This is a genomic window from Aggregatibacter actinomycetemcomitans (genome assembly GCF_003130205.1).
Lineage (GTDB): Bacteria > Pseudomonadota > Gammaproteobacteria > Enterobacterales > Pasteurellaceae > Aggregatibacter > Aggregatibacter actinomycetemcomitans_A.
Genome location: NZ_NRDF01000005.1, coordinates 81,975 through 103,997 on the forward strand (window position 1 = coordinate 81,975; position 22,023 = coordinate 103,997).

General features: G+C 44.2%; 14 protein-coding genes. 9 read left to right on the top strand and 5 right to left on the bottom strand.

The window, feature by feature from the left end; translation table 11 throughout:
* Positions 1-9: 9 nt before the first annotated feature.
* The gene (iolD, locus tag DK423_RS05575) at positions 10-1,956 is read right to left on the bottom strand and encodes a 3D-(3,5/4)-trihydroxycyclohexane-1,2-dione acylhydrolase (decyclizing) (protein ID WP_005557916.1); all 1,947 of its coding nucleotides are present in this window, start codon (positions 1,954-1,956) and stop codon (positions 10-12) included.
* Positions 1,957-2,264: 308 nt separating this feature from the next.
* On the opposite strand from iolD, the gene DK423_RS05580 reads away from it, so the two are divergent.
* Positions 2,265-4,172: a bifunctional 5-dehydro-2-deoxygluconokinase/5-dehydro-2-deoxyphosphogluconate aldolase gene (locus DK423_RS05580; RefSeq protein WP_005557917.1), complete on the top strand. Its 1,908-nt coding sequence runs from the start codon at positions 2,265-2,267 to the stop codon at positions 4,170-4,172.
* Between the two features lie 38 nt (positions 4,173-4,210).
* Here DK423_RS05580 and DK423_RS05585 read toward each other — a convergent pair whose 3' ends face one another.
* Both DK423_RS05585 and iolB read right to left on the bottom strand, forming a co-directional pair.
* On the bottom strand, positions 4,211-5,044 hold the full coding sequence (locus DK423_RS05585) for a MurR/RpiR family transcriptional regulator (RefSeq protein WP_005557918.1): 834 nt from the start codon (positions 5,042-5,044) through the stop codon (positions 4,211-4,213).
* Between the two features lie 124 nt (positions 5,045-5,168).
* The gene (iolB, locus tag DK423_RS05590) at positions 5,169-5,999 is read right to left on the bottom strand and encodes a 5-deoxy-glucuronate isomerase (protein ID WP_005557919.1); all 831 of its coding nucleotides are present in this window, start codon (positions 5,997-5,999) and stop codon (positions 5,169-5,171) included.
* A 262-nt stretch (positions 6,000-6,261) separates the two neighbouring features.
* Here iolB and DK423_RS05595 point away from each other — a divergent pair, with 262 nt between their 5' ends.
* The 8 genes from DK423_RS05595 (at position 6,262) to DK423_RS05630 (ending at position 16,236) form a co-directional block, all read left to right on the top strand.
* A complete protein-coding gene (locus DK423_RS05595) occupies positions 6,262-7,065 on the top strand; it encodes an inositol monophosphatase family protein (protein WP_005557921.1) in 804 nt (267 codons plus the stop codon).
* Positions 7,066-7,082: 17 nt separating this feature from the next.
* Positions 7,083-8,426, top strand: coding sequence for an MFS transporter (locus DK423_RS05600; protein WP_005557923.1), 1,344 nt, complete (start codon positions 7,083-7,085; stop codon positions 8,424-8,426).
* A gap of 237 nt (positions 8,427-8,663) precedes the next feature.
* Entirely contained in the window at positions 8,664-10,172 is a 1,509-nt protein-coding gene (locus tag DK423_RS05605) for a CoA-acylating methylmalonate-semialdehyde dehydrogenase (protein ID WP_005557925.1), read from the top strand.
* A 90-nt stretch (positions 10,173-10,262) separates the two neighbouring features.
* Positions 10,263-11,402 (top strand): Gfo/Idh/MocA family protein, encoded by a 1,140-nt coding sequence (locus DK423_RS05610; protein WP_005557939.1) that lies wholly within the window; start codon positions 10,263-10,265, stop codon positions 11,400-11,402.
* A gap of 302 nt (positions 11,403-11,704) precedes the next feature.
* Positions 11,705-12,643 carry a substrate-binding domain-containing protein gene (locus DK423_RS05615; protein ID WP_005557941.1) on the top strand — a complete coding sequence of 313 codons (939 nt, stop codon included), beginning with the start codon at positions 11,705-11,707 and terminating at the stop codon, positions 12,641-12,643.
* Positions 12,644-12,724: 81 nt separating this feature from the next.
* Entirely contained in the window at positions 12,725-13,657 is a 933-nt protein-coding gene (locus tag DK423_RS05620; RefSeq protein ID WP_005557943.1) for a substrate-binding domain-containing protein, read from the top strand.
* A gap of 68 nt (positions 13,658-13,725) precedes the next feature.
* The gene (locus tag DK423_RS05625; protein ID WP_005557946.1) at positions 13,726-15,231 is read left to right on the top strand and encodes a sugar ABC transporter ATP-binding protein; all 1,506 of its coding nucleotides are present in this window, start codon (positions 13,726-13,728) and stop codon (positions 15,229-15,231) included.
* Positions 15,232-15,282: 51 nt separating this feature from the next.
* Positions 15,283-16,236: an ABC transporter permease gene (locus tag DK423_RS05630; RefSeq protein ID WP_005557948.1), complete on the top strand. Its 954-nt coding sequence runs from the start codon at positions 15,283-15,285 to the stop codon at positions 16,234-16,236.
* An 81-nt stretch (positions 16,237-16,317) separates the two neighbouring features.
* On the opposite strand, the gene adhE is transcribed toward DK423_RS05630, so the two are convergent.
* Both adhE and DK423_RS05640 read right to left on the bottom strand, forming a co-directional pair.
* A complete protein-coding gene (adhE, locus tag DK423_RS05635) occupies positions 16,318-18,939 on the bottom strand; it encodes a bifunctional acetaldehyde-CoA/alcohol dehydrogenase (RefSeq protein WP_005557950.1) in 2,622 nt (873 codons plus the stop codon).
* A 348-nt stretch (positions 18,940-19,287) separates the two neighbouring features.
* Positions 19,288-21,915: a TonB-dependent receptor domain-containing protein gene (locus tag DK423_RS05640; RefSeq protein WP_109043901.1), complete on the bottom strand. Its 2,628-nt coding sequence runs from the start codon at positions 21,913-21,915 to the stop codon at positions 19,288-19,290.
* Positions 21,916-22,023 lie beyond the last annotated feature (108 nt).

Here is a 22,023-nt window from a genome sequence, read left to right on the forward strand (position 1 = left end):
AATGACGGATTAATAACGTCTTGCTTCGTTAATGTGTTTCACGCTGTTTTTGTGCGCTTTGCGGATTTTTTCTTTTTCCGACACTTCCGGCACGCCGACGTGCCACCAGCTGCCGTAGCCGTGGATCATGGTTTTCGGCAAGACTTTTATGTCAATCAGCGTAGAGACGGTTTGTTTTTGCGCATCGGCGAGGGCGGCGCGTAATTCCTCTTCGGTGGTGACTTTATAGGTTTTGCAACCGTAAGATGCCGCATTCATGGCAAAGTCAACGGGCACGAATCCGCCGTCCAATTTATCGGTTTGCGGATTTCTGAAGCGGAATTCGGTAGCGAAACTGTCCATCCCGTTGCCGATTTGCAGGTTATTAATACAGCCGTTTGTCATGTTATCGAATAAAACCACGTTGATTTTTTTGTGTTCCTGTACGGAGGTCACCAGTTCGGAATGAAGCATCATGTAAGAACCGTCGCCCAATAAGGCATAAACTTCTTTTTCCAGTTGGGCTAATTTGGCACCCAACGCGGCGTTCACTTCGTATCCCATGCAGGAATAGCCGTATTCCAGATGGTAAGTGTTTTCACCCTTGGACTGCCAGGCGCGTTGTAAGTCGCCCGGCAAGCTGCCCGCGGCGCCTACGATAATGTCGTTTTCGCCCAAGGTTTCATTGAGAATGCCTAACACGCGGCTTTGAGTCAGATGGGATTGGGTCAATTTAATAAATTCCGCATAGACTTTTTCGCGATCCAAAGCATCGTCCACTTCCGGTACGAAATCGGTTTCCGTGTAAACCGCGTGATAAATCCGTTGGAGTTCCTGGGCAAATTGCGCTTTGGCTTCGGCAACGGCATTGCCCCATTGGGCGCGGTAACGATAGCCTGTCGGCGCTAAAAGTGCGGTCAATTTTTCCAGCGTTTCTTTGGCGTCGGCAACCACTTGGACGCCATCCAGTTTATAGGCATCGAAACGGGCAACGTTGATGTTCAGGAATTTCACATTCGGATTCTGGAAGATCCATTTGGAGGAAGTGGTGAAATCCGTATAGCGCGTGCCGATACCGATAATCAGATCCGCTTCTTTTGCCAACAGGTTAGCGCTCAAACAGCCGGTTTCTCCCACGCCGCCCACATTCAAAACGTGTTCGGAAATGACCGCACTTTTTCCCGCCTGGGTTTCGGCTAAAGGAATCTGGAAGGTTTCGGCAAATTGTTTTAACTGTTCCGCCGCTTCGGAGTAACGCACCCCACCACCACAGACAATTAACGGTTTTTTCGCTTTCAGAATCAGATCCACGGCAGATTTCAACATAGGTTCGGTAGGGAGCGTGCGCTCAATACGGTGAATGCGTTTTTGCAGGAAATATTCCGGGAAATCATAGGCTTCCGCTTGGACGTCTTGCGGCAGGGCGATGGTGACGGCGCCGGTGTCCGCCGGATCCGTTAACACCCGCATGGCGTTAATGCAGGCGGTCATCAGTTGTTCCGGGCGGCTGACTCTGTCCCAATATTTGCTGACGGCGTGGAACGCGTCGTTTGTGCTGAGGCTCAGATCATGAAATTGTTCGATTTGTTGTAAAACCGGATCCGGTTGGCGGGTGGCAAACACATCGCCGGGCAAAAGCAATAGCGGAATGCGGTTGGCGGTTGCGGTGGCGGCGGCAGTAATCATGTTGGCGGCGCCGGGACCGACGGAAGAGGTGCAGGCGTAAATTTTTTTGCGCAGATTTTGTTTCGCAAAACCGATGGCGACATGTGCCATGCCTTGTTCGTTGCGCCCTTGGCGCACAATCAGGTCACCGCTGTCTTGTTCCAGCGCCTGACCAATGCCGAGCACATTGCCATGACCGAAAATACCAAAGATACCTTCAACAAATTTTGTTACTTTGCCGTCAAATTCAACATATTGATTATCAAGGAATTTTATGAGTGCTTGTGCAACAGTAAGTCTTACGGTTTTCATCAGAATCTCCTTTACGGGTAGCGAGCATTGAACCAAGTATATAAGCATTCTTTTAATTTTAAATGCTTTTGAAATAAAAATTTCATTTTTGCGACATAGATCAAATTTTCCCGAATTTATGTTTTATCTTGTAAAAACAGATTAACAGCCTTTTAAATCTTGGCACGGGAAATGTCGAAAAGAAAATCTGACGGACTTGATTTTGTGATTAACGTCTAAAAAATCGAATTTCAATGTTGATTTTTTTGAAATATATGTTTCAATTTGTGTAGGTAAAACAATTTCATTAAATAAGAAGGAATTGCATTATGAAAACGGTAGAAAAAACATTAGACCTTATTTGTCTTGGTCGGGTTGCTGTTGATCTTTATGCACAACAAATCGGTGCCAGATTGGAAGATGCCTCTTCTTTTTCCAAATATCTTGGCGGTTCGTCCGGTAATGTTGCCTATGGTACGGCGGTGCAGGGCGTGAAATCCTCTATGCTGGCGCGTGTCGGTGATGAACATATGGGACGTTTTTTGCGTGAGGAATTGCAACGTGTCGGCGTGGATACCGGTCATTTGATTACGGATAAAGAACGCCTGACCGCTCTTGTGATTTTAGGCATTAAAGATCAAGATACTTTCCCGTTGATTTTTTACCGTGAAAATTGTGCCGATATGGCGATTACCAAAGATGACTTTGATGAAAGTTATATCGCTTCCGCCAAAGCGCTTGCCATTACCGGCACGCATTTGTCGCATCCGAAAACAAGAGAAGCCGTGTTAACGGCGCTGGAATATGCGGGCAGAAATAATACGAAACGTTTGCTGGATATTGATTATCGCCCGGTATTATGGGGGCTGACGTCCTTGGGTGATGGGGAAACCCGTTTTATTGATTCAGCGGCGGTAACCAAATCCTTGCAAGAGGTATTGCACCACTTTGATGTATTGGTGGGGACGGAAGAAGAATTTCACATTGCCGGCGGTTCGACAGATACCTTAACTGCACTTAAGAATGTGCGTAAATTCAGCCATGCCGTTTTAGTTTGCAAGCGTGGCGCGCTGGGCTGTTCGGTGTTTGAAGGGGAAATTCCTGACGATTTGGACGGCGGGTTAAATGTTTACGGCGTGAGAGTGGAAGTGCTTAACGTATTGGGTGCCGGCGATGCCTTTATGTCGGGGCTGATTCGCGGTTACATTAATAATGAAGGCTGGGAACAGGCTTGCCGTTATGCCAATGCCTGCGGGGCGTTGGTGGTTTCCCGTCATGGTTGCGCACCGGCAATGCCGACAAAAGCGGAGCTGGATAATTACCTTGCCCGCGCACAATCGGTGCCGCGCCCTGATTTAGATGAGCAACTTAACCATTTACATCGCGTGACAACCAGAAAAGCCAAATGGGATAACTTATGTATTTTTGCTTTTGACCATCGCAAGCAATTGGTGGATATGGCGGGAAAATACGGCGCGGATGTCAAACGTATTCCTAAATTGAAACAGCTTCTCTTGCAGACGGCGGAAAAAACGGCGCAGGAAGAAGGTATTTATAACGGTCAGGCGGGGATTCTTGCGGATACGACTTTCGGGCAAGCGGCACTGAATGAAATTACCGGTAAAAAATGGTGGATTGGCCGCCCGATTGAGCTTCCGTCTTCCCGTCCGTTGCGTTTGGAACACGGCGATTTAGGTAGCCAACTAGCCGGCTGGCCGCAAGAACATGTGGTGAAATGTTTGGTCTTTTATCATCCGAAAGACAGCGCAGAGATGAAAGCGGAGCAGGATGCCACGTTAAAACAAGTGTATCAAGCCTGCTGTCGAACCGGCCATGAACTGTTGCTGGAAGTGATTTTGCTGGCGGATATGGAACAAAACGAACAATATTATGCGGATATTCTCGCACACTTCTATCAATTAGGTATCAAGCCGGATTGGTGGAAATTACCGGGCGTTTCGGCGCAGGGTTGGGAACGTATCAGCGAGGTGATTCAGGCAAATGATCCATATTGTCGCGGTATTCTGATTCTCGGCTTGGATGCGCCGGAAGCACAGTTTAAAGCGGTATTCGATGCGTCTGCCAATGCGCCTTTGGTAAAAGGCTTTGCGGTGGGGCGGACAATTTTCGGGCAGCCGTCGGCGGATTGGTTTGCCGGAAAATTAACGGATGACGAACTGATCGCCGCAGTGGGAGAAAGATACCGGAGACTGATTAAACTTTGGAAATCCCGTTAAACCCATCAACGTAAAATGCCCCGTTCGGGGCATTTTTGTTACTTTTTCTCTTTTTCTTTTTCCAATCCCAACACAATCGCCAGTGTTTGAACCAATGTCATGGTGGAACATTGGGAACGGAATCCCAACACCTGCGCTTCTTTTATCACGAAAGCAATATCGCTGAAGGCAAGTAGCGGGCTGATTTGGCTGTCGGTAATGGCAATTTGTTTAATGCCTTTTTTGGCACTGGTATTCATAATATTGACGGTTTCCGGCGCATAAGGCGAAAAGCTAATGGCAACCACCACATCGCCTTCTTTAACCTGATTGAGCTGTTCATCAAACATTCCGCCCAACCCATTAATTAAAAAGGAACTGCAATCTAAGTGATGAAGGGCATAATTGAGATAACAGGCAACGCTAAAAGATCGTTTTAAACCGATAATAAAAATGTTATTGGCTTCTTTTAACATTTTTGCGGCGGCGTAAATTTGATCGTTTGTGGTTTGCTCTGCCAGTTGAATCAATGCCCGACTGTTGGATTGCGAGAAAATCGTCAAAATATCTTCCGGGGATTCTTCTCCTTCCGATTGGGCGATTTTGTGTGAAAGCTGTAGTCGCTCCGTGTAGTTTGTGGTTTTTTCTATGAGATTCTCACGAAAAATTTGTTTCATTTCATTAAAGCCGGAAAAACCGAATTCAGCAGCAAAACGGATTAATGTGGAGGGCGGTACATTCGCTTTTTCGGCGATAGTGGCAACCGTATCAAAAACGATGCTGTCGCTGTTGTCCAGAATATATTGAGCAACCTGTTTGAGTCTTTTGCTTAAGCTGTCGTAACGGGTTTGTATTTCAGTTTGTAAATTGATTAATTGAGATTTTTCTTTCATCTTGTTATATCCGTAAAATAAATATTTATAAATATTATCGGGATGAATGGAAAATTCAATAAAAAAGCGGTTATTTCGTTTGAAAAAACGACCGCACTTTTCGTCGATTTTATGGCGTTAAGCTTTATTTGAATTTATCGGCGTATTCTTCACTGTTGATCCAAGCGTGATCCTGTTCCCAGGTAAAACGCCATTTTCTCACCGGACCGGCCATCACGTTTAAGTAATAATTGTCATAACCGGCGATGGTGGCAACGGGATGATAACCTCTTGGCACCTGAACCACATCGCCGTCATATACCGCCATACACTCATCTAACGAGCGGTCGTCGGTATAGACGCGCTGTAATGCGAAGCCCTGTGGCGGGGAGAAACGGTGATAATAGGTTTCTTCCAGGTAGGTTTCGGTCGGAGAATTTTTATCGTCGTGTTTATGGCTCGGGAACGAGCTGGTATTGCCTTCATCGGTAAATACTTCAACTACTAATAACGCATCTGCGGTTTCGGTTTCCGGCAGGATATTGTGCACCAGACGTTTATTATTGCCGTATCCGCGTTTTTCTACACCCACATCTTTTGGTTCGATTAAACGCACTGGTAAATTCCCTTGGCTTGGCGCGCGGCAAACTGCCAGTTCTAAATAGCTTTCCGCTTTAATGTGGACCTGCTGATGATGTGGCACGTACACGGAATAAGGCGGAATTCGTTCAAAAGGCGACGTGCGGTTGCCGATATGTTCAAATGTAGCCTGTGCGGTGGTCACGGTGGCTTGACCGGCAATCAGCACGAAGCAAACCTCGGTATTTTCCGTATCGAAGGTAAGCGCTTGGTCTTTTTGCAGGTGATACATCTCAAAACCGACATATTCCCAATTGGCTGTTTGTGGCGTGATTTTTTGGACTTCACCGTTCTTTTCAGGATGATTTTTTTTAGACTTAGATAGTAAGTAACTCATCACATTCTCCTAAAATGACTCAATAGACCCCTCAGATAATACCCCCTTAACTTAATTAATCTACCGGCTTTTCTTTAAAATCAGATATAGATCACAAAAGTGGAATAAAAAGTTCATTTTATGGTTTAGATGTATTGTATTTTTCAAATGACAGGATTAATTTGAATATGTTCATAAAATGAACAAGGAGGATAAGCACACAAATTTTCATTTAATAGTTTATGTTGTAAGCCTACAACGATATATTATCAGGAGAATATATATGGACGTTGAACTACGAAATAGATATTTATTTTCTCAGGAGTTAGTCAAAGAAGTTGGGAAAATTGCACTGGATTTTTACCTTAAGCGTAAGGAATTGAAAATTGAGTGTAAAAAAGGCGATTTGCAGGATCAAGTCAGTATCGCGGATAAAACCGTTGAAGCGAAAATTAAAGAAGCATTAAAACAGCGTTTTCCGCAAGATGGTTTTCTAGGCGAAGAATCCGGTGCTGAAAACTTAGCCTGTGAATATTGTTGGGTTGTGGATCCGATTGATGGCACCAGCCCGTTTTTATATGGATTAAACGCATGGTGCGTGTCCATTGCAATTTTGCATAAAAATCAAATTGTCTCCGGTGTGATTTTTGATCCCGTCCACAATGAGTTGTTCCGAGCAATGAAAGGGGATGGCGCATTTCTGAATGATCAGCCTATTCACGCTTCCTCTTCCACCTCTTTAAAAGAGGGATTAATGGGATTGGGCGTGTCCCACCGTATCCATCCCGATACCTTTACCCCTGTGCTACACCAAATTTTGCTGGATGGCGGTATGTTCATTCGGAACGGTTCTGGCGCGTTAATGCTGGTTTATGTGGCGGCAGGTCGCTTAATTGGCTATTTTGAGCCGCATATTAATGCTTGGGATGTTTGCGCCGCGATCATTATTGTTCAAGAAGCGGGCGGGTATGTGAATAATTTCCTTGAAAATGAAGGACTCATCAAAGGAAATTATATTTTAGGTTGTTGTACCGAAGCGCTGTTTGCAGAACTCAATCAGATCAGAAATTCACACGAAATACGTTAGCGTGGAAAGGAGGCTATATGTCTGTTCTCAGCTTTTTTAAAGCCAGTTCGGCGATTCCGTTGAAGGATTACACGGAAAAAATGTTTAGAAGTACGCGAATGAAAAACTTTTGGGCATTTTCATTCGCCTACGCCATTTATTATGTCTGCCGCTTATCTTTTAATGTGGCGAAGCCTGCATTAGTCAATAACGGCATATTAAGCGCAACGGAATTGGGGGTTATCGGTTCCGCAACCTTTATTACTTATGCGGTAGGGAAATTCGTGAACAGCGCGTTGGCGGATCATTCCAACATCGTTCGTTTCTTGTCTGTCGGGTTATTCTTTTCCGCGCTTGCCAATTTCGCCATGGGCATGAACACCAGCGCCATTGTGTTGACCATTATTTGGGGATTCAACGGCTGGGTGCAATCCATGGGGGTGGGACCTTGCGTCGTGGCGTTATCCCGTTGGTATGATGACAAAGATCGTGGTTCTTATTACGGTTTCTGGTCTGTTGCGCATAATGCGGGAGAAGCCATTACTTTTGTGGTTACTGCCGCCATTATTACTGCATTCGGTTGGCGCGCCGGGTTTAATTTTGCCGGTATCACTGGCTTGTTAGGTGTGCTTGTGGCCATTATGTTTATGAAAGATTCACCGGAATCCTGCGGATTTAAACCGATTATTAAAACCGAATCAAAAGAGGAAACTTTCGATAATAAAGAAGTATTAAAACACCAATGGGAAGTGATAAAAAATCCGGCGATTTGGATCCTGGCAGTCGCCTCTTGTTGTATGTACATCGCCCGTTATGGAGTGAATAGTTGGGGAGTATTTTTCCTGGAAAACGGCAAAGGTTATACCACCATTGAAGCGGCTTCCATTATTAGCGTAAACAGTATTGTCGGTATTCTGGGAACAGTGGTTTCAGGCTGGTTATCCGACCGTTTCTTACAGGGTAAACGGAATATCATGACTATTGGGGTCAGCTTGCTGAACGCCATTTCTTTGGCAGCCTTCTTATTCGCCCCGAACGGCAATACCTGGTTCTCCATTATTGCGCTTTCCGTCTTTGGTATTACGCTCGGTATTCAGTTATGTTTCTTAGGCGGTCTATTGGCGACGGATATTTCCCATAAATCCGCGTCCGGTATCGCATTAGGCATGATGGGCGTATTCGGCTATGCCGGTGCGGCGGCAGGGGAGTTTCTCACCGGATTTATGTTAGATAAAACCACGGTGATTAATGAAGTCGGTAAGAAAATTTATGATTTCGACAGCTTGTCCTATTTCTGGGTCGGTGCCGATGTGTGCTCCGTATTGGCATCCGTGCTATTTGCTGTGGTTGTGTATTATCAAACCCGACGGGTTGCAAATTAATCATAATGGACAAAAAAGTGCGGTGGATTTTCACCGCACTTTTTTATGGGATTGACTAAAATCAGACACAGATCACAAAAATGGAATAAAAAATTTAATTTAAAATAAAATGATTTGAAAATTTCATTTTATTTTCCTACTCTATAGCTACCTTGGGTGATAAGCATCGTCGTTTTATGTAAATTGCCATTCGTTTATCGCAATGTTAATTTCTTAAACTATAAGAAGGAGTTCAAAATGGAAACCGTTTATAACTTTATTAATGGTAAACAAGTTCCAAGCGGAGGGACAAAAGCGCATCCGATTTATAACCCGGCGACCGGCGAGCAAATTCGTCAGGTGATCATGAGTTCGCCTGAGGATGTCAATGAAGCGATTGAAGTGGCACATAAAGCCTTTGCTGATTGGTCGGCAACCTCTCCGCTACGCCGCGCCCGTATCATGTTTAAATTTAAAGAATTATTGGAAAGAGATTGGAATTCATTGGCTCGTTTGATTGTTGAAGAACATGGTAAGGTGTATTCCGATGCGTGCGGTGAGTTGACCCGCGGCTTGGAAGTTGTGGAATTTTCATGCGGTATTCCTCATTTATTGAAAGGCGAATTTTCAGGACAGGCGGGACGCGGTATCGACATCCATTCTTCATTACAACCGTTAGGCGTAACTGTGGGAATCACACCATTTAACTTCCCGGCAATGGTGCCGATGTGGATGTTCCCGATTGCATTGGCCTGTGGTAATACCTTCATTTTGAAACCGGCAAAAGCCGATCCTTCTTTGTCTATTCGTTTAGCCGAGCTATTAAAAGAGGCAGGTCTGCCTGATGGCGTGTTTAACGTGGTACACGGCGATCGTAATGACAATGAAATTTTATTACGCGATCCGCGCGTTCATGCAGTAAGTTTCGTAGGTTCAACACCGGCAGCGGCGCATGTATATAAAGTCGGTTCTGAATTCGGCAAACGCGTACAAACCTTTGGTGCGGCGAAAAACCATGCACTTATTATGCCGGATGCGGACATTGAATCTACCGCTAATGCACTTTTAGGCGCAGCATTCGGTGCGGCTGGGGAGCGTTGTATGGCGCTGGCACTGGCGGTTACGATTGACGATGAAACCGCAGATAAATTGGTTGCCGCGTTAAAACCGAAAGTGGAAGCGCTTCGTTGTGGTCCGGGTATTCCGAAACCGGGTGAAAAAGAAATGGACTTTGGTCCGCTCATTACGCAACAGCACCTGAATAACGTGACTAATTACATTACAACCGGCGTAGAAGAAGGTGCTGCTTTAGTGGTTGACGGACGCGGCAAAAAACCGGCAGGTCATGAAAATGGCTTCTTTATCGGCGGTTCCTTATTTGACAATGTGACTTCCGATATGGTGATTTATAAGGAAGAAATTTTTGGACCGGTGCTCGGCATTGTCAGAGCGAAAAGTTTTGAAGAGGCGATGAAGCTGATTAATGAACATCCTTACGGAAACGGTACGGCAATTTTTACCTCCGACGGTGGCGCGGCGCGTGAATTCGCTTATCACGTTCAAGCGGGTATGGTGGGCATTAATGTGCCGATTCCGGTGCCGATGTCATTCCACTGTTTTGGCGGTTGGAAGCATTCTTCTTACAGCACATTGAATGTTTACGGCCCGGACGGTGTACGTTTTTATACGAAGATGAAAACGGTTACAACACGTTGGCCGAACAAATATGTGATTGAAAATGCAGCATTTAGTATGCCTACGCTTTAATCGGCGTCATTTTTAAATCATGGGGAGGAGATAGTGGAACTTGAGAACTTATCTCCTCTTATTTTATGTCATGAATGGTAAGGATATGGTATGAAACAAGTGCGTATCGGTTTAGTGGGAACAGGGTATATCGGACGTTGTCATGCAATTGCTTATGCTCAGGCGCCGACGGTTTTTCCTCTTGATGCCGAGTTGGTTTTAGAGTATTTGGCGGAAGTCACGCCCGAATTAGCGGAGAAAAAAGCAAAAGAATTTGGTTTTAAACGTTTTACCGGTGACTGGCGTGATATTGTGCAGGATCCGAATGTGGATGTGGTGGATATATGTACGCCGAATTTTCTCCATAAAGAAATTGCGCTGGCGGCCATTGCAAATGGCAAACACGTGTATTCCGAAAAACCGCTTGCCTTGACGGCAGCAGATGCCAAGTTAATGTATGAAGCTGCGAAAAAAGCCGGGGTGAAGACTTTAGTCGGGTTTAACTACATCAAGAATCCGACAACCCAATTGGCACGGGAAATTATTGCCAAGGGAGAAATTGGCGAGGTCGTTCACTTCTATGGTACGCATAATGAAGATTATTTAGCCAATGAAAATACACCGTTGGATTGGCATTGTGTGAAAGAAAAAGCCGGTTTAGGCGCATTAGGTGATCTTGCCGCACATATTGTGCAAATGTCCCAGTATTTATTAGGGCAAGAGATTCGTACCGTTATCGGTGATATGCAAACGGTAATTCAAACCCGACCTAAGCCTAATAATCTTCAAGAGCGTCTGACGGTAGAAAATGAAGATCAGGCAACAGCATTGGTTCGTTTTGCCAATGGCTGTATGGGAACGATTGAAACCTCCCGTATCGCTTGCGGGCGTAAAATGGGGCTAAGTTACGTGATTACGGGAACAAAAGGCACAATTTCCTATACTCAGGAAAGAATGGCTGAATTGAAGCTTTATCTGCATGATGAAGATCCTGCAAGACAAGGGTTTAAAACCATTCTCACCGGACCATTACACCCTGATTACAAGCATTTTTGCGTAAGTGCCAGTCATGGTATCGGTTTTAATGATCAAAAAACGGTGGAGATCAGGGATTTGGTCAATGGTCTGGCTTCCTCTGAAAACAGGTTATATCCGGATTTTGAAGAGGGTTACAAGGTTTCCCGCGTACTGGACGCCATCGCCCTTTCTTGCGAGCAAAAACGTTGGGTAAACGTAGAAGAAATTGCGTAAATCAATCCCGTATTGATTATGAATATAGGAGTCTTTTGGATCCTATTTTTTTGCTAAAAATAAAATATTTAGTTTATTTTTACAGTAGTTAAATTTTCCTTCCAAAAAATAAGATCTATCTCACACTTTCAAAAAATGGCGGTTGCAGGAAATCTTATTTTAATGATATAGATACTAAACGGATGATTTGTTTCAAATTGTCTATTAGTGAAATTTATATTCGTATGTGATTGTTGTGGTGGGATATAGCTGTATTTCAATTTTTGTTGTTATTCGTTTAACCGATAAAAGGGAGTAGCATTATGAAAAAGACACTACTTGCGTTACTTTGTGGTGGAATCCTATTAACGTCTCAAGCTGTTATCGCTAAAAATGTTGTAATTGGTGCTCCAATGGTTGCCTTCTCCGATAAATGGCAAACCTATCTTCAAGATGCGATTCGTGAATTTGATAAAACTCACGATGATGTCGAAATCAAACTTGCCGATGCTAACGGCGACCCTGCCCGCTTATTAAACGATGCGGAAACCTTCATTGACCAAAAAGTTGATGCGTTACTGGTGGTACCGACCGATCCGAATATTGTTAAGGTCATCGGCAGAAAAGCCAAACGCGCCGGTATTCCTCTCATTATTATTAATCGTAAACCGTTAGATGAAGATATGCAGTACGTCACCAGTTATGTGGGATCCGATGAAATTGAGGGCGGACGTATTCAAGCGGACTTCATTGTGAATACATTGAAAGGTAATCCTGCCGAAGCCGCCATTTTAATGGGGCCTTTAGGTCAGGATGCGCAAATTAAACGGACACAAGGTAACAAAGAGATCTTTGCACAGAATAAAAATATCAAAATCTTTACCGAACAAGAAGGTAAATGGGACAGAGCTAAGGGATTGGAAATTGCAGAAAACCTACTTGCGGCAAACAAAAAGCTGAATGTTGTGGTAAGTAATAATGATGAAATGGCGATTGGTGCCGTATTGGCGGGGAGAAAGTTAGGGCTTAAAGACGAAGATTTAATTATTGTGGGTTTGGATGCCACACCGGATGCTTTGGATTACCTCGGCAAAGGGTTGGATGCGACCGTGTTCCAATCTGCCGCCGGTCAGGGGGCTGCGGGCGCGGAAATGGCATATCTAGCCGCCAAAGGCGAAAAAGTGCCGTCTGTGAAATGGGTTCCTTTTGAACTTGTCACACCGGATAAAAAAGAGGAATACCAAGCAAAATATAAAAAATAGTTTTTTAATCAACGCTAACGGAAAGGACGACATTGTCCTTTCCCGTTACTCACCAAGTCATCTCAAACGGAGGGATAAACAATGTTAAAGAAGATAGGTATCTTGGTTCTTGGTCTCCTTTTCACTCCGATCATTCTTGCCAAACCCATTGTTGTTGGCGTTTCAATGTATAGCCTTGCTGATAAATACCCGACTTACTTGCAGGATTCAATGGATAAATTTGTTCGTTCGCAAACGGATCTTAAATTTAAATATGCCGATGCCAATGGCGATCCGGCAAAGATGCTGAATGATGTGGAAAATTTTATTGATTCCAATGTGGACGCGTTAATTATTATGCCGACGGATCAAAAAATTGTAAAAGCCATCGGGCTAAAAGCGAAAAAAGTCAAGATTCCTTTAATTGTCGTCACCGTGAAACCGAATGAAGAAGATATGCAATATGTGGCAAGTTATGTGGGATCCGAGGAAATTAAAAGCGGGGAAATGCAAGGGGAATTTATTGTTAATTCGCTCAACGGTAAACCAGCAAAAGCGATTATTTTACTCGGTCCATTGGGTTTGGAAGCGCAAATTAAACGTACGGAAGGCAATAAAAAGATTTTTGCACAACATCCTGAAATTAAGGTGGTGGCGGAGCAAGAGGCAAAATGGGATCGCTCAAAAGGTATGGAAGTGGCGGAAAATCTGCTTTCGGCACATCGCGATGCCAATGTGATTCTGAGTAATAACGACGAAATGGCAATCGGGGCATTGCTCGCGGCGAAAAAACTGGGCTTTAAAGATGAAGATCTACTTATTGTCGGCATTGACGCGACGCCGGATGCTTTAGGTTATTTGGGTAACGGTCTTGACGCGACTGTTTATCAATCGGCGTCAGGGCAGGGACGTTTGAGTGCCGAGATGGCATACAAAGCCGCGTTAGGCGAAGATATTCCAAAATATAACTGGATTCCTTTTGAATTGGTTACACCCGATATGAAGGAGCAATATATCAACAAATATAAGGAGTAAATTGACCGCACTTTATAACGATAACGACGATTTTAATATTCGTTCTTAACCGATTTAAGGAGTTAAAAATGACTAACAGTTCAAATTCTCCCTATATTTTAGAAATGCGAAATGTGTCGAAAACATTTCCGGGGGTGAAGGCGCTTGACGGCATTAATCTTCGCGTTAAACGCGGAAGCGTGCATGCGTTAATGGGGGAAAACGGTGCCGGAAAATCCACCTTGATGAAAGTGTTGTACGGTATCTATATCCCGGATGATGGCGGAGAATTAATTTTAGACGGCAAGCCTTTTAAGCCAAGTCGCCCTATTGATGCTATCCATAGCGGTTTAACCATGGTACCGCAGGAAATTTCTCCGGCTGCCAATTTAACCATTGCCGATAACTTTTACTTAGGACGTGAAATCACGCAAGCCAAGTTTTTTCTCGATCAAAAAGCAATGGATGAACAGGCTTCGGCGATTTTAAAAGATTTGGGCGTACCGATGGATGTGACAGCCAAAATGTCCGATGTCTCGGTGGCGAAAGCGCAGTTGGTTGCCATTGCTACGGCGGTTTCCAATGATGCAAAAGTCATTATTATGGATGAACCGACCACAGCGTTGACTGAAAATGAAGTCGAGCAACTTTACCGCATTATTAAAACGGTAAAAGCGAGAGGTATCGCGATTATTTTTATTTCCCATAAATTAGACGAAGTTTTCCGCGTATCCGATGAAATTACGGTTATTCGTGACGGTCAATATGTGGATACCAAGCCAACCAAAGACGTTAGCAAAGAACAGCTTATTTCCATGATGGTAGGGCGTGATATGTCGGAAATGTTCCAGCGTGAGCGTTTTGATTTATCCGATGAAATTGTGTTGGAAATTAAACACTTTACCCGCGCAGGAAAATATCAGGATATTAATTTCGCCGTGCGCAAAGGCGAAATTTTCGGTATCGCGGGGTTAGTCGGTGCGGGTCGTTCGGAAATCGTGGAGGGGTTATTCGGTTATAAACCGGCGGATAGCGGCGAAATTTATATTAAAGGCGAAAAAGCGATTATTAATAATCCGTTAGATGCCATGAAATATAAAATCGGTTTTGTGACGGAAGACCGAAAACTGACCGGGTTGTTTTTAAATTTGAGCATTACAGACAACATGATTATGCCGAAAATGTCGCCGTATCTGGAAAATTTCCTAGTGTCTGTCGTCAGAGCAAAAAGAACAGCAAATGAACAAAAAACAAAGCTCAAGATAAAAGCCCCGAATGTGGAAGTGATTACAAATAATCTTTCAGGGGGAAATCAGCAAAAAGTCTTACTTGCCCGTTGGCTATTGTTAGAACCGGACATTCTGATTCTGGATGAACCGACCAAAGGGATTGATGTGGGGGCAAAAGCGGAATTATATAAGCTGATGGTCGAGCTATCAAAACAAGGCAAAACCATCATTATGATTACCTCGGATATGTTGGAGCTTTTATCAATGAGCGACCGCGTGATGGTAATGCATGAAGGATATCAAGTGGGTATTATTCCTCATACGGATCTGACACAAGAACGCATTCTTGAATTGGCTTCAGGCTAATTTTTTTATTTATCAGGATCGGTTTTTTAATTAGAAAATGAGAGGCTTATTATGGAAAACGTGACATTGAAGAAAATTATCAATGCTTATGGAATGGTCCTAATTTTAATTCTTCTCTTTTTGGGCTTATCCGTTTCAATTGATGGTTTTTTCTCGGCAAGAACAGTGTGGAGTATTGTTGAACAGGTCTCTATGTTCGGTATTATTGCCATTGGAGTGACATTTATCATTATTACTACCGGTATTGATTTGTCATCAGGTTCAGTGGTCGCATTAACTGCTGTAGTTTCCGCTTCAGTGGTAACGGGCGGCGATACTGTTTCTGCCGCATTACTTGCTTTTGCCGTGTCTATTTTAATCGGTGCAGGATTGGGGTTAATTAACGGTGGGCTTACGGCAATTGGCAGCATTCCGCCGTTTATCGCCACATTGGGGATGATGATTATTGCACGTGGTGCAGCGCAACTTTATTCCGATGGTCGTCCGATTGACGCTTCTTCCGAAGCCTTTACCTGGATTGCCGATGTCAATATTTTAGGGCTGCCGGGATTGGTGCTGTTATATATTTTAATTGTTATCGTTAGCCATATCTTACTTAGCCGCTCAACATTCGGTCGTCACGTTTATGCTGTCGGTGGAAACTTAAATGCGGCCAAAATTTGCGGGATTAACACCAATCGAACTTTAATTTGGGTTTATATCCTTGGCGGGGCGCTATCCGGTTTAGCCGGCGCATTGCTGGCGGCACGTACTTATGCGGGTAACCCGTCTTACGGTTTGGCATGGGAACTTGATGCTATTGCGGCAGCCGTTATCGGCGGGGTTTCCTTAAGCGGTGGTTTCGGTACGATCCCAATGTGCGTTATTGGGGCATTGATTATCGGTACAACCAATAAAGGATTAAATATGCTTGGCGTTGACCCGTATTGGCAACAAATCGTTAAAGGGGCAATTATCGTTATCGCCGTATTGCTTGATACCTTAAAACGCCGTAAAAGAGGATAATTTTTTTGACCGCACTTTTTAGCCAAAAAGAAAAGCCTGGAAAATATTTCCAGGCTTTTTTGTGGAACGCATAATGGCGAATTAATAGTCCTTCGGATCATAACCAAAATAAGCGCGGGTCAGGATGTCTTCCATGTCGGTGACCATCGGTAAACGAGGGTTTGCCGGAGAACATTGGTCTTCAAAGGCGAGCAGTGCCACATCGCGACGGGCATCCATCCACGCTTTTTCATCCAAGCCTTGTTCTTTGAAGGACATCTTTATGCCGCAGCGCACAGCTAAATCGTAGCAGGCTTGGGCGTAAGAACGTACGCCTTCTTCCGGTGTGCTGCAAGGCAAGCCGAGCATACGGGCGATGTCTTGGTATTTTACATCTGCTTTATAGTAATTATATTTCGGCCACGTAGCAGTTTTTTCCGGACGGGTACCGTTATAACGAATCACGTGCGGCATTAAAATCGCGTTGGTGCGTCCGTGTGGTGTATGGAAGCGACCGCCGATTTTGTGGGCAAGGGAGTGGTTCATCCCTAAAAACGCATTGGCGAATGCCATACCTGCCATGGTGGAGGCGTTGTGCATTCTTTCGCGCGATTCCGGATCTTTTTCGGTCACGGATTTTTCCAGGAACTCAAACACCAGTTTAATAGCTTGCAGTGCAAGACCGTCGGTGAAGTCATTGGCAAGAATGGATACATAAGCTTCGGTGGCGTGGGTTAATACGTCCAAGCCGGTGTCGGCGGCGACATGTGCCGGTACAGTGATCACTAATGCCGGATCCACAATGGCGACGGTCGGGGTAAGCGAGTAGTCGGCAATCGGGTACTTTTTATTACCTTCGGTGATAACCGCAAACGGTGTCACTTCAGAACCGGTACCGGATGTTGTCGGAATACCGATAAATCTGGCTTTACGACCTAGTTGCGGGAATTTAAACGCGCGTTTACGTATATCCATGAATTTCTGTACCAAATCGCGGAAATCCACTTCCGGTTGTTCATAGAATAACCACATCACTTTTGCCGCATCCATTGCCGAACCACCACCCAGGGCGATAATGGTATCCGGTTTATAGTTACGGATTAACTCCGTACCACGGCGTACGGTTTCAATGGACGGATCCGGTTCTACATCGGCAAATAATTGGTAGGTTACGTGATTGCCACGAGCCATAATTTGGTGGGCGATTTTTTCTACGAAACCTAAGTCCACCATGGTACGGTCGGTCACGATAACCACGCGTTCCATGCCACCCATGGATTGAAGATATTGAATTGAATCCCGTTCAAAATAGATTTTTGACGGCACTTTAAACCATTGCATATTGTTTCTCCGTCTGCCTACTCGTTTAATGTTAATTAAATTGACCGCACTTACGTTGTTGCCCACGGAATTTTTACCATAAGAACCACAACCTAACGTAAGGGAAGGCAGGAAGGCGTTATACACATCACCGATACCGCCGAAGGTGGAAGGCGAGTTCCAGATAACGCGAATGGCTTTCACCCGTTTACCAAATTCTTTGGCAAGCTCCGCATCGGAGGTGTGAATGGCGGCGGAGTGACCCAAACCATGGAATTCCACCATTTGTTCCGCTTTTTCAAGACCGTCTTCACGGGAAGTGGATTTAATTAAAGCCAGTACCGGAGAGAGTTTTTCACGGGTTAACGGCTCTTTTTCGCCCACTTCTTTACATTCGGCAAGCAGAATATTGGTTCGCGGTGGCACTTTGAAGCCCGCCTGTTCCGCAATCCACGCGGCAGGTTTACCCACCACATTGGCATTCAGTTTCGCACCGCCACAGTTCTTGCTGTTGGCTTTTGCGCCGAACATGAATTCTTCCAGCATGGCTTTTTCTTTCTTGTTCACCATATAAACGCCGTAAGAAAGCATTTCTTTTACAAAATCGTTATAGATTTCTTCATCGACGATGGCCGCCTGTTCGGAGGCGCACACCATGCCGTTATCGAAAGATTTTGACATCACGATGTCGTGCACTGCTTGTTTTAAGTTGGCGGATTTTTCCACATACGCCGGCACGTTACCTGCACCGACGCCCAATGCCGGTTTGCCGCAGGAATAAGCAGCTTCTACCATGGCATTCCCGCCGGTGGCAAGGATGGTGGCGATGCCTGGGTGTTTCATTAATGCGGATGTGCCTTCCATAGATGGTTTTTCGATCCATTGAATACAATTTTTCGGCGCACCGGCGGCAATAGCAGCTTCATACACAATGCGGGCGGCGTGCGCGGAAGATTGTTGGGCGGAGGGGTGGAAGGCAAAAATGATTGGGTTACGGGTTTTTAGCGCAATGAGGGACTTGAAAATGGCGGTGGATGTCGGGTTGGTTGTCGGGGTGATCCCACAGATGACGCCCACAGGATCGGCGATTTCGGTGATGCCTGTTACATCATTTTCACTTATTACGCCAACGGTTTTTAAATGCCGCATATTGTTCACGACATATTCACAGGCGAATAAATTTTTGGTCGCCTTATCCTCAAATACGCCGCGCCCGGTTTCTTCATAAGCGTGCATTGCCAGCACACCATGTTGATCCAGCGCCGCCACAGAGGCTTTCGCCACAATGTAGTTCACCTGCTCTTGGTTTAATTGGCGGAATTCTTCCAGCGCAACCAAACCTTTTTCAACCAGAGCATTCACTTCTGCTTGTGCAGGACTTACTGCATTTTCAACATTACTCATAATGTTTTCTCCTAAAGTTTAAAAATTAAAATATAACTGGTTAGAATTATATTGTATGCACAAGTGATCTTAATCACATTTTTTGGTGATTAGCTGAAATGTTTGATCTGAGTCAAAAAACAAACTGCTTTGACTACCATTATTTATTTGGGGTTGATTGGATTGGCGCGGTTATGCTGGTCATATAAAAATAAAGGTAACGCATTGCAAACCAAAGAAATTGAGAGACATAACGGAATCGATAAAGAATCTTTTCCGTTATTTTTTTAAGAATATAAACTTAGATTTAACTTTGAGAACATAAACGCAGCAATTAATAACCTTATGACACTAGTGTGGCATTTAAGGCTAATTGAATATAGACCCAAATTTATAATCCAGGTTTAATCTCAAGGTTCTGCCCGGTGCAGGATTTAATCCCATATTGTTCGCGTCTAAATAATATCTGTTAGTCAGATTATCCAGCGTTGCAGATATTGTTAGATCCTTTGAAATTTTATAATTTGCGAAAAGATCGACTACTGCATATGGCTTCCATTCGGCAGAATTTGTCTCCCCGGTACTATTGTTTGGCGAAAATATCGAAACTATGCGTTTTGAGTAGTAATTGTGGCGCGCACCCAGTTCAAGTTTATCATCCCAAAATCTAAATCCGACTGTAGTCGTTATCGTTGTTTTAGGAGGCAACGTATTGGCGAGATTGCTTCCGCTGATACCGCCCTCAAAGCACTGCGTTGTATCTCTTATTCGTCCGACTTGATCGTCCCTACGGCAAAATTTCGTTTTTAGATAGTGTGTCATACCTATCTGTGTATAGAAGCTTTTCATATCAAAATATGCCGAAGTCTCATACCCACGAAAAAGGGTGGATCTAATATTGACGGTTTGTAGTCTGCCTTGCGTACTCGTTCTGGTGAGATAATCTTTCGTGAAGTTATTAAAATAAGCAAATTTAAAACCTAAAAGATTATCGCTGCCGCCTATATCATCAAATAACAGATTTGTACCAACTTCCCAGTTCTTTTGTCTCTCAGGTTTTAACTTGTAGGTTTGATAATCGACTATCTGCGTGCTAAATCCGCGCGACGCTTGAAACAAGCTCGCTGAGCGTACAGCCTCGGCATATTTTATGTAAATTTGTGCGTTCTCATGTGGTTCAAAAGTAAGCATCGCGATTGGTGATGTGGCCTTAACGTTTGGAGGTTGCGGCCAAGAGTAAATCCGGCATCTTTTTTGAAACGGGTTGTTGCGCACCGGTTCACAGACGGAATTCTTCGGATCAGGCATATTTTTGCGTACGAATTTGTCTTCGACTCTGGGCTGAAAATCATGAATTGCGGTGCGGATATGTCGCAGACCTAGATCTATTTTAAGCCAGTTCATGATCGGATAGTTAAGCGAAATGAAGACACTTTTTTCTTTACGCTTTGCATTTCTGATGTAAAACGGTGCGACGGCATTGTTAGGATAGCCTTTGGCGCGTACTCTATCGGCCATATCTTTAGGCGGATGAATTCTTTCACGCGAGTAACTTATGCCGTAGTTTATTGTTAGTGGTCTATCGAAAATTTGCGCTACACTGGTGTTGCTTAAATTTAGCCCCTTCTGCTCGGAGATCGTAAAGCGCGCATGGCGAGAGCTGAAATCAACCAGATCTTCAATGAAAGGCGTAAAGCTAGAAGTATCACTTTTAGTGTAATATCCGCTTAAAGTCAGCTTGATAAATGGATTTGCCGGATCGAAGATATACTTTGCGCTGTAGCTATCGGTCTTTACTTCCGTTCCTTCTCCCTGTAGCGCACCATCTCCACGAAAGCTCGTAATGGATGGCATCAGCTCGCCGAATTTGCTTCTATAGCCGCGGTAGGTCAAATTTAAAGCATGGGTGTCGTTGTAGGTGTTAAATTTAGCCAGATAGGACTTATTATTCTGGCTGGTATTTAGTACTTCCTCGCCGCCACGAAAGTAGGTATAACCGTTTTGTTCTTTAAATCTCAGTCTACCGATTCTAACATCCTCTTCAGTCACAAGAGGTCTGCCGAATCTGTCCTTTCTCGTAGGGTCTCTGTGTACTTCAAAATCATCTTCATTTTTATATTCGATATCTTCTATCACTGGTACGGCACCATGGCGTCCGACGAAATAATTGCCCTGCTTCTTTTTCGCGTAGGCCAACACAATGTCGGCATTTTCCCACTTTTTAGAAAACGCGAGCGAGTAGTTGTAGCTTTTGCCTAAATTTTGAAAAGGATTTTTGGATGTGTATTTCGCATCGGGGTTGTAGGTTTGCTTGGGACATTTACCCGAACGGTTGGTACGGCATTCATCTATCCATTTGGTGCGGTATCCGCCGCGTGTATAAAGAGGCGGTTTGTCCGTAGTATTAGACATCGTGCCGAACCGCAAGCGAAATCCCCAGTTCTTATCTTCGGGGATTATGTCTTTGTAGCCTACGGTATTCATTCTCACTACACCACCTGTGGCGCCGGTGGCATCCGCTTTGAGTGACGGACCTTTTTCTATTTCTACGCGCGAGATGAGATCAGGATCCAGATACGTTCTGGTACTTGAACCTGCATAACCTTGCCACGAAGGGATAGACTGAAGCGAGTCATCGATCAAAACAGGAATTCTGTTTTCGTTGGCTATACCTCTGATTATAGGGGTTATAGCGCCGCTATTTCGTTTGTTGCCGACCATGACGCCCGGAATTCCGCTTAAAAAATCGCCTACTGATGAACCGCGAAAACGTTGGATTTTTGTATCATTGAGATATGAATACGAACCGGATTTTAGATAGCTTTCCAGCTCATCCTCGTATGAAGTTTTACTTTGCCCGGTAACTACTATGTCCGGTAGAACCGTAGTTTGGGGGGCAGCATCGATACTTTGTGACGTGCAGAGCAAAGTGGTCAAAAAGAGTAGTGCAGGGTTGTTTCTATCACTTTTTTGTGATTTTCTAAATTTAAAATTCATACTGCTCCTTTAAAATTTTTTTAAAATATAATTATAATTTTAGGGACGGTATTCGATTAGCAGTTATATTACCTCGTGAAAATTAATATAATTCATTGAAATAACCGC

Coding starts and splice junctions, on each gene's coding strand:
- DK423_RS05640 (WP_109043901.1), bottom strand. CDS start 21,915: ATGAATTTTAAATTTAGAAAATCACAAAAAAGTGATAGAAACAACCCT.
- DK423_RS05595 (WP_005557921.1), top strand. CDS start 6,262: ATGGACGTTGAACTACGAAATAGATATTTATTTTCTCAGGAGTTAGTC.
- iolD (WP_005557916.1), bottom strand. CDS start 1,956: ATGAAAACCGTAAGACTTACTGTTGCACAAGCACTCATAAAATTCCTT.
- DK423_RS05585 (WP_005557918.1), bottom strand. CDS start 5,044: ATGAAAGAAAAATCTCAATTAATCAATTTACAAACTGAAATACAAACC.
- DK423_RS05615 (WP_005557941.1), top strand. CDS start 11,705: ATGAAAAAGACACTACTTGCGTTACTTTGTGGTGGAATCCTATTAACG.
- DK423_RS05620 (WP_005557943.1), top strand. CDS start 12,725: ATGTTAAAGAAGATAGGTATCTTGGTTCTTGGTCTCCTTTTCACTCCG.
- DK423_RS05625 (WP_005557946.1), top strand. CDS start 13,726: ATGACTAACAGTTCAAATTCTCCCTATATTTTAGAAATGCGAAATGTG.
- DK423_RS05610 (WP_005557939.1), top strand. CDS start 10,263: ATGAAACAAGTGCGTATCGGTTTAGTGGGAACAGGGTATATCGGACGT.
- DK423_RS05605 (WP_005557925.1), top strand. CDS start 8,664: ATGGAAACCGTTTATAACTTTATTAATGGTAAACAAGTTCCAAGCGGA.
- DK423_RS05580 (WP_005557917.1), top strand. CDS start 2,265: ATGAAAACGGTAGAAAAAACATTAGACCTTATTTGTCTTGGTCGGGTT.
- adhE (WP_005557950.1), bottom strand. CDS start 18,939: ATGAGTAATGTTGAAAATGCAGTAAGTCCTGCACAAGCAGAAGTGAAT.
- DK423_RS05630 (WP_005557948.1), top strand. CDS start 15,283: ATGGAAAACGTGACATTGAAGAAAATTATCAATGCTTATGGAATGGTC.
- iolB (WP_005557919.1), bottom strand. CDS start 5,999: ATGAGTTACTTACTATCTAAGTCTAAAAAAAATCATCCTGAAAAGAAC.
- DK423_RS05600 (WP_005557923.1), top strand. CDS start 7,083: ATGTCTGTTCTCAGCTTTTTTAAAGCCAGTTCGGCGATTCCGTTGAAG.